General features: G+C 66.4%; 11 protein-coding genes. 7 read left to right on the forward strand and 4 right to left on the reverse strand.

Annotated elements, in window-relative coordinates; all coding sequences use genetic code 11:
• A partial coding sequence (locus VN856_RS25220; RefSeq protein WP_325694422.1) for an ArsA family ATPase occupies nucleotides 1–944 on the reverse strand: 944 nt, incomplete at its 3' end.
• 50 nt (nucleotides 945–994) lie between these two features.
• Here VN856_RS25220 and VN856_RS25225 point away from each other — a divergent pair.
• Genes VN856_RS25225 through VN856_RS25235 form a run of 3 tightly spaced genes read left to right on the forward strand, consistent with a single transcriptional unit; the run spans nucleotide 995 to nucleotide 2,405 of the window.
• Nucleotides 995–1,156 carry a DUF4177 domain-containing protein gene (locus tag VN856_RS25225; protein ID WP_293004278.1) on the forward strand — a complete coding sequence of 54 codons (162 nt, stop codon included), beginning with the start codon at nucleotides 995–997 and terminating at the stop codon, nucleotides 1,154–1,156.
• Complete coding sequence (locus VN856_RS25230; protein ID WP_325694424.1) at nucleotides 1,153–1,608, forward strand: RidA family protein; 456 nt, start codon at nucleotides 1,153–1,155, stop codon at nucleotides 1,606–1,608. The genes VN856_RS25225 and VN856_RS25230 overlap by 4 nt, the downstream gene beginning before the upstream one ends.
• A gap of 5 nt (nucleotides 1,609–1,613) precedes the next feature.
• The gene (locus VN856_RS25235) at nucleotides 1,614–2,405 is read left to right on the forward strand and encodes an MBL fold metallo-hydrolase (protein WP_325694425.1); all 792 of its coding nucleotides are present in this window, start codon (nucleotides 1,614–1,616) and stop codon (nucleotides 2,403–2,405) included.
• A gap of 73 nt (nucleotides 2,406–2,478) precedes the next feature.
• On the opposite strand, the gene crp is transcribed toward VN856_RS25235, so the two are convergent.
• Both crp and VN856_RS28945 read right to left on the reverse strand, forming a co-directional pair.
• On the reverse strand, nucleotides 2,479–3,153 hold the full coding sequence (gene crp, locus VN856_RS25240; protein ID WP_023368605.1) for a cAMP-activated global transcriptional regulator CRP: 675 nt from the start codon (nucleotides 3,151–3,153) through the stop codon (nucleotides 2,479–2,481).
• A gap of 102 nt (nucleotides 3,154–3,255) precedes the next feature.
• Complete coding sequence (locus tag VN856_RS28945; protein WP_414687043.1) at nucleotides 3,256–3,588, reverse strand: hypothetical protein; 333 nt, start codon at nucleotides 3,586–3,588, stop codon at nucleotides 3,256–3,258.
• A gap of 215 nt (nucleotides 3,589–3,803) precedes the next feature.
• Here VN856_RS28945 and nth point away from each other — a divergent pair, with 215 nt between their 5' ends.
• The 4 genes from nth to marP all read left to right on the forward strand — a co-directional run bounded on the left by nth (nucleotide 3,804) and on the right by marP (nucleotide 7,262).
• Nucleotides 3,804–4,484 (forward strand): endonuclease III, encoded by a 681-nt coding sequence (nth, locus tag VN856_RS25250; protein ID WP_325694433.1) that lies wholly within the window; start codon nucleotides 3,804–3,806, stop codon nucleotides 4,482–4,484.
• Between the two features lie 27 nt (nucleotides 4,485–4,511).
• Complete coding sequence (locus VN856_RS25255; RefSeq protein WP_414687044.1) at nucleotides 4,512–5,159, forward strand: TlpA family protein disulfide reductase; 648 nt, start codon at nucleotides 4,512–4,514, stop codon at nucleotides 5,157–5,159.
• Between the two features lie 130 nt (nucleotides 5,160–5,289).
• Complete coding sequence (locus VN856_RS25260; protein ID WP_325694429.1) at nucleotides 5,290–6,072, forward strand: CoA pyrophosphatase; 783 nt, start codon at nucleotides 5,290–5,292, stop codon at nucleotides 6,070–6,072.
• Complete coding sequence (gene marP / locus VN856_RS25265) at nucleotides 6,072–7,262, forward strand: acid resistance serine protease MarP (RefSeq protein ID WP_325694431.1); 1,191 nt, start codon at nucleotides 6,072–6,074, stop codon at nucleotides 7,260–7,262. The genes VN856_RS25260 and marP overlap by 1 nt, the downstream gene beginning before the upstream one ends.
• Here the strand turns inward: marP and VN856_RS25270 are convergent.
• On the reverse strand, nucleotides 7,255–7,360 hold a 106-nt coding region (locus VN856_RS25270), incomplete at its 5' end, for an alpha/beta hydrolase (protein ID WP_325694435.1). The genes marP and VN856_RS25270 overlap by 8 nt on opposite strands.

Here is a 7,360-nt window from a genome sequence, read left to right on the forward strand (position 1 = left end):
AGCTCCAGCCGTGACACCTTCAGCTCGTCGAGTTGCTCGGCGGTCGATGCGCGTGCGGCGATCCGGGTGGCGTGCTGGATGGTCTCGGTGAGCAAGCCCGCGAAGTCGTCGTCGCTGAGCTTGATTCCGGCGGCGGCCAGACCCCCCCGCACCGCGTCGGCATCGATAGAGCCGTCGGCGGCTTTGGCCAGATCGTCGGGCTGCAGATAGATGGGGATGTTGCGGTTGACGATCACCGAACCGATCGGCAGCCCCATCCCCTGCAACTCGTCGATAGCTTCCTTGGTCTCCTGCATCGGCAGCGCCTCCAGCAGGGTGACCAGGTGGATCGCCGTCTGGTCGGAGTGCAGGATCTTCACCACGCCCTCGGCCTGTGAGTAGACCGGGCCGCCCTTGGCCAGGTCGGACACCGCCCGGGTGACGTCCAGGAAACGCGCGATGCGACCGGTCGGCGGCGCGTCGACGACAATTGCGTCGTAGACCGGGTTCTTGGTCCCCTTTTCGGTCCGGATTACCGACTCCTTGATCTTGCCGGTGAGCAAGACATCGCGCAGACCCGGAGCGATCGTCGTCGCGAACTCGATCGCGCCGACGCGGCGCATCGCCTTGCCGGCGATGCCGAGGTTGTAAAACATGTCGAGGTATTCCAGGAAGGCGGCCTCGATGTCGATCGCCAGCGCGTTGACCTGGCCGCCGTGCTCGGCCGTCGCGATCTTGAGCTCTTTGTAGGGCAGCGGCGGCACATCGAAGAGTTGCGCAATCCCTTGGCGCCCTTCGACTTCGACGAGCAACACCTTGCGCCCACCGGACGCCAGCGTCAGCGCCAGCGCAGCCGCAACCGTGGATTTACCGGTGCCGCCTTTGCCGGTCACGAAATGCAGACGGGCCTTGGACAATCGCGATGGCCAGCCGACGTTGCTGCCGCCGCTCGATGTGGTCCCCACCCCTGCATGCTAACCAGATCGCGCGATCGGCCTGCCGATAAGCTCGGGATATGAGCCAACCCACAACATGGGAGTACGCAACCGTCCCCCTGCTGACCCACGCCACCAAGCAAATCCTCGACCAGTGGGGCGCCGACGGATGGGAGCTGGTCTCCGTGCTGCAAGGCCCGACCGGTGAGCAGCACGTCGCATACCTGAAGCGCCCGAAGTGAGCGCGTCGGCCCGACTGGCCGAACTCGGAGTCGACTTGCCGGTCGTCGTGAAGCCGCTGGGCTCGTATGTCCCCGCGGTGCGCAGCGGGAAGCTGGTCTACACCTCGGGCCAGCTACCCATGCAGGACGGCAAGCTGGTGCGGGCGGGCAAGGTCGGCGTCGACGTCGCCCCCGAACACGGCAAGGAACTGGCGCGGATCTGCGCACTCAACGCCCTGGCTGCCATCCATTCTCTGGTGGGTATCGACTCGGTGACCCAGGTGGTGAAGGTGGTCGGATTCGTCGCGTCCGGACCGGGATTCAACGGTCAGCCGGGGGTGATCAACGGCGCCTCGGATCTGCTGGCCGACGTGTTCGGCGAAAGCGGCGTGCATGCGCGCTCGGCGGTCGGCGTCGCCGAATTGCCGTTGGACGCCCCGGTCGAGGTTGAACTGGTGGTCGAGGTCGGATAGCGGACGTGACGGAAACCGCTGAGCCGCTGACGCATCCCGCTTACGGCGAGTTGCGGCCGGTCACCGATACCGCGTCGGTGCTGCTGGCCAACAATCCGGGCCTGATGACGCTGGAGGGCACCAACACCTGGGTGCTGCGTGGTCCGGGCAGCGACGAGGTGGTGGTGGTCGATCCCGGGCCCGACGACGACGAGCACATCGCGAAACTGGCCGGGGTGGGCCGCATCGCGCTGGTCCTGATCAGCCATCGGCACGGCGACCACACCGATGCGATCGACAAACTGGTCGACCTGACCGGTGCACCGGTGCGCTCGGCGGGCAGCGGATTTCTGCGTGGCCTGTCCGGCGAGCTCACCGACGGCGAGGTGATCGACGCCGCGGGCCTGCGCATCACGGTGTGGGCGACACCCGGGCACACCGCCGACTCGTTGTCGTTCGTTCTCGACGATGCGGTGCTGACCGCGGACACCGTGCTGGGCAGGGGAACGACCGTCATCGACAACGAGGACGGCAGCCTGGCGGACTATCTGGAGTCGCTACAGCGGCTGCGTGGGCTGGGGCAGCGCACCGTGCTGCCCGGACATGGCCCCGACCTGGCCAACGTGGAAGCGGTGGCCGCGGGATACCTGGCCCATCGGGAGCAGCGGCTGGAACAGGTCCGGTCGGCGCTACGCACACTCGGCGATGAGGCCACCACGCGTCAGGTCGTCGAGCACGTCTACGTCGACGTCGACGAGGAGCTGTGGGATGTAGCGGAGTGGTCGGTGCAGGCGCAGCTGGACTATCTGCGTCGCTAGCGCATCGAGATCGACGCCAGCGCGAGAAAGATCGAGAGACTGTGTCGCCAACGTCGATCTCGATGCAAAACAGCTAACGCGCGCGCCGGGCCAGCCGCTCGGAGTCCGAGATCAGCACGCTCTTGCCCTCCAGGCGGATCCAGCCGCGGTGGGCGAAGTCCGCCAGCGCCTTGTTCACCGTCTCACGCGAGGCGCCGACCAGCTGAGCGATCTCTTCCTGAGTCAGGTCGTGAGTCACCCGCATCGCGCCGCCCTCCTGGGTGCCGAACCGCTGAGCGAGCTGCAGCAGCTGCTTGGCGACCCGGCCGGGCACGTCGGTGAAGATGAGGTCGGCGAGGTTGTTGTTGGTGCGGCGCAGCCGGCGGGCCAGCACGCGCAGCAGCTGTTCGGCGATCTCGGGTCGATCGGCGATCCAGGCCCGCAGCGCGTCGCGGTCCATCGACACCGCACGAACCTCGGTGATAGTCGTCGCGCTGGAGGTACGCGGTCCCGGGTCGAAGATCGACAATTCACCGAACATGTCGGACGGACCCATGATGGTCAGCAGATTTTCTCTGCCGTCCGGTGAACGGCGGCCGATCTTGACCTTGCCGGAAATGATGATGTAGAGCCGATCACCCGGCTCGCCCTCCGCGAAAACTGTGTGCCCGCGCGGGAAGTCGACGGGTTGCAGCTGCTTGGTCAGGGCGGCGACGGCGCTCGGTTCCACGCCCTGGAAGATTCCGGCCCTCGCCAGGATCTCGTCCACGTTGCCCCTTTGGCTATTCAGGTCACTTGTAGCTGTTCTCGGTCGATTGCCCGGCCGGCCTCCGCAGTCTAAGAGGTAAGCCTTCGACTCGACGTGCCAACGCTACACACGATTGGCATGCTCACGCGGCGCAAATTGCCGATTCGCCCGCGAATGCTGATGCTGATGTCTGGGCGAGGCGGGTTGATTAGGGGCGGAGATTAAGGTGGCCGCCGACCATTCATCGGTATCGGGCTCCGCGCTGCTGGGTAGCGGTGCCGTTTGGTAGTTGATCCTGCGGTGCAGAGAATCCAGCGCCCCGGGCATTCCCTCCCGGGCCAATGTGCGCACATCAACCGGCTCGGCCTGCTCGAGAAATTCCGCGACGTCACTTGCCGTGAGCGTGTCGTTCTCCAAGCCGGATTCCAGCCGTTGAAGCCCGAAAGTTGCAAGCATCAGCAACCCGGGGGTGAGTGCAACGAGCAACCAGGACACAAGCAGCTAGTAAACACGGCCAAGGTCTCAGCAGGATCACGAATGAGTACCCTGTCTAGGTGACAACGGCCAAACCTTCTCGCGCTGCCGGCAAAGCCTCTACCGGGGCCGGCGTCGCCGTCGCCCGCCGTTGGTCCTCGGAGACGCGAACTGGCTTGGTGCGTCGGGCCCGCCGGATGAATCGCAAACTCGCACAGGCATTTCCCGATGCGCATTGCGAGTTGGACTTCACCACGCCGCTGGAACTCGCGGTGGCGACGATTTTGTCGGCGCAAAGCACGGACAAGCGGGTAAATCTCACCACCCCTGCATTGTTCCTCCGTTATCGCACCGCACTGGATTACGCGCAGGCCGATCGCGAAGAACTCGAAACTCTCATTCGCCCAACCGGTTTTTATCGCAACAAAGCATCGTCGTTGATTGGCCTCGGTCAGGCATTGATCGAGCGATTCGACGGCGAGCTGCCCAACACCATGGACGAGCTGGTCACGCTGCCCGGTGTGGGGCGCAAAACCGCGAACGTCATCTTGGGCAACGCGTTCGGCGTCCCTGGAATCACCGTCGACACCCACTTCGGGCGCCTGGTCCGGCGTTGGGGCTGGACGACCGAGGAGGATCCGGTCAAGGTCGAGCACGCCATCGGCGAACTCATTGAACGCAAGGAGTGGACGCTGCTCAGTCACCGGGTGATCTTTCACGGCCGCCGGGTGTGCCACGCCCGCAAACCGGCCTGCGGCGTGTGCGTGCTGGCCAAGGACTGCCCGTCGTTCGGTACGGGGCCGACCGAGCCGGAGATCGCCGCCGCGCTGGTGCAGGGACCGGAAGCCGAACATCTCCTGGCGATGGCCGGGCTGTAGCGGCGGCGCTGCGTCGGGGTTCCCTTGATCACCTTCACCTCTCGAGCCACCCGCTGGACCGTCGCGGTATTGGTGGTCGTGGCCGCGCTGCTCGTCGCATTGCTGGTGGAACTGCGCGACGGATCGCACTCGTCCACCCCTCCGTCGGCCGCTTCCGCGCGCGAGCACCGCGAGGCCGACAGTGCGGCGGCGCTGGCCGGACCGCGCCGGCGCGCCGAGTTGGCCCCGTGTCCGCATCCGGATGGACGGCCCGGTGCAGCGGCGTTGCGCGACGTGACGGCCGAATGCGCCGCCGACGGCTCGGTGGTCGACGTCGGCCCGGCGTTGGCCGGCCACCGCATCGTGCTCAACCTGTGGGCGTACTGGTGCGCACCGTGCGCGACCGAACTCCCGGCGATGGCGGAGTACCAACGACGGGTCGGGTCCGACGTGATCGTGGTGACGGTGCACCAGGACGAGAATGAGACGGCCGGCTTGCTGCGGCTGGCGGAGCTGGGCGTCCGGCTGCCGACACTGCAGGACGGCAGTCGTCGGGTGGCGGCGGCGCTGCGGGTGCCCAATGTGATGCCCGCGACAGTCGTGTTGGACTCGGACGGTAGCGTTGAGAAAACGCTGCCACGCGCTTTCGCCACGGCCGACGAGATCATGGCTGCGGTCGGAGCTCAGAGACGATGACGCCGATCGCCGATGCGCAACGCGGAGCGGCCCGGGGTGGGGTTACGCCCCCTCGCCACGGGGCGGCTGGGGGTACCCCCACCCGCTTGCGGGGGAGATTCGGGCGGTTGGATGTACGAGGGAGGCGCCGGTGAGCGGAGGCGGCACACCCCAGCGTCTTGGTTCGGATGTCTTGGCGCCTGAGCTCAGCCCACCCTGGTTGCAACCGTTGGTCGACAACGTCGGTGGGATACCCGACGCCTACCGCCGACGCCTGCCCGCCGATGTGCTGGCAATGGTCACCGAGTCGAAGGCCGCGGCGGGTGACCGCGGACGCGAAGCGGCAGTGCTGGTGCTGTTTTCGGGTCCGCAGTCGAGCGCCGACGCACCCGACTCCCTTCCCGACGACGCGGACCTGCTGCTGATCGTGCGGGCCGCCACGTTGCGTCACCACGCCGGGCAGGCCGCGTTTCCCGGGGGCGCATCCGATCCCGGTGACGACGGGCCGGTGGCGACCGCGCTGCGCGAGGCGCGCGAGGAGACCGGAATCGATACCGGCAGACTGCATCCGCTGGTCACGATGGAGCGAACGTTCATCGCGCCGTCGGGTTTTCACGTCGTTCCGGTGCTGGCGTATTCGCCGGATCCAGGGCCGGTGGTCGTCGTGGATCGGGCTGAAACGGCAAAGGTGGCCCGAGTTCCGGTTCGGGCCTTTATCAATCCCGCCAACCGGCTGATGGTGTATCGCCGCACCTTCAGCCGCCGCTTCGCCGGTCCGGCATTTCTGTTGAACGAGATGCTGGTCTGGGGCTTCACCGGTCAGGTGATTTCGGCAATGTTGGATGTCGCTGGTTGGGCAAAGCCCTGGGACGCCAGTGATGTTCGCGAGCTGGACGAAGCGATGGCCCTGGTCGGCGACGAGGATGAGGCCTGATGAGCTCCTCACAGTGGTTGGACGTCGCGGTGCTGGCGGTGGCTTTCATAGCCGCGGTCTCCGGTTGGCGTTCGGGTGCGCTCGGCTCGCTGCTGTCGTTCGTCGGCGTGCTGCTCGGCGCGATCGCCGGCGTGCTGCTGGCTCCGCACCTCGTCGCGCATGTCGCCGCACCGCGAGCCAAGCTGTTCGCCGCGTTGTTCTTGATCCTGGCGCTGGTCGTGGTCGGCGAGGTTGCCGGTGTGGTGTTGGGCCGCGCGGTCCGCGGCGCCATCCACAGCAGCTCAATTCGGTTCTTCGACTCGCTGATCGGTGTGGCCGTGCAACTGGTGGTGGTTCTGGTGGCGGCGTGGATGCTGGCGACGCCGTTGACCTCCTCGGCTGGCCAGCCGAGTTTGGCTGCGGCAGTGCGTGGTTCGCGGGTACTTGCTCAGGTCAACGACTATGCGCCGGAATGGCTGAAGACGGTGCCCAAGCGGTTGTCCGCGCTGCTGGATACCTCCGGCCTGCCGCAGGTGCTGGAGCCGTTCAGTCGCACGCCCGTTGTGGCGGTGGCGGCCCCGGACGCCACGCTGGCCAAAAATCCCGTCGTCACGAACACCGAACCGAGCGTGGTGAAGATCCGCGCGATCGCTCCGGGCTGCCAGAAGGTGTTGGAGGGCAGCGGATTTGTGCTGTCACCGGACCGCGTGATGACCAACGCGCACGTGGTCGCGGGGTCGAACAACGTCACCGTGGAGGCCAGCGGCAATCCTTACGACGCCACCGTGGTGTCCTACGACCCGACGGTCGACATCGCGATCCTCTCGGTGCCGCACCTGCCGGCGGGGCCGCTGGCGTTCGCCAACGCCCCGGTGACATCGGGCACCGAGGGCATCGTGATGGGCTACCCGGGCGGCGGCGGATTCGTGGCGACGCCGGCCAGAATCCGGGAACTGATCGAACTCAACGGGCCCGACATCTACCGGAAAGCGACGATCAACCGCGAGGTCTACACCGTCAGAGCCAATGTGGAACAAGGTAATTCGGGTGGGCCGCTGATCGATCTCGATGGTCAGGTGATCGGTGTTGTGTTCGGTGCGGCGGTCGACGACAACGACACGGGTTTTGTGCTGACCGCTAAAGAAGTGGCCGCGCAGCTTGCGCATATCGGTGACACCGCACCGGTGTCCACCGGCGAGTGCGTCAGTTGAGCGGCGATCGGTACACCCGCTCGAGGAAACGCGACAGGTGACCGTTGACTTCGTCCGGCTTCTCTTCGTGACTGAAATGTCCTGCGCCAGAGATTGAT

It is taken from the genome of Mycobacterium sp. (assembly GCF_035603715.1).
Taxonomy (GTDB): Bacteria; Actinomycetota; Actinomycetes; order Mycobacteriales; family Mycobacteriaceae; genus Mycobacterium.

What these genes read in the sequence shown, in the direction of transcription:
- VN856_RS25225 (WP_293004278.1), top strand. Translation starts at nt 995, where the DNA reads ATGAGCCAACCCACAACATGGGAGTACGCAACCGTCCCCCTGCTGACC.
- VN856_RS28945 (WP_414687043.1), bottom strand. Translation starts at nt 3,588, where the DNA reads ATGCTTGCAACTTTCGGGCTTCAACGGCTGGAATCCGGCTTGGAGAAC.
- nth (WP_325694433.1), top strand. Translation starts at nt 3,804, where the DNA reads ATGAATCGCAAACTCGCACAGGCATTTCCCGATGCGCATTGCGAGTTG.
- marP (WP_325694431.1), top strand. Translation starts at nt 6,072, where the DNA reads ATGAGCTCCTCACAGTGGTTGGACGTCGCGGTGCTGGCGGTGGCTTTC.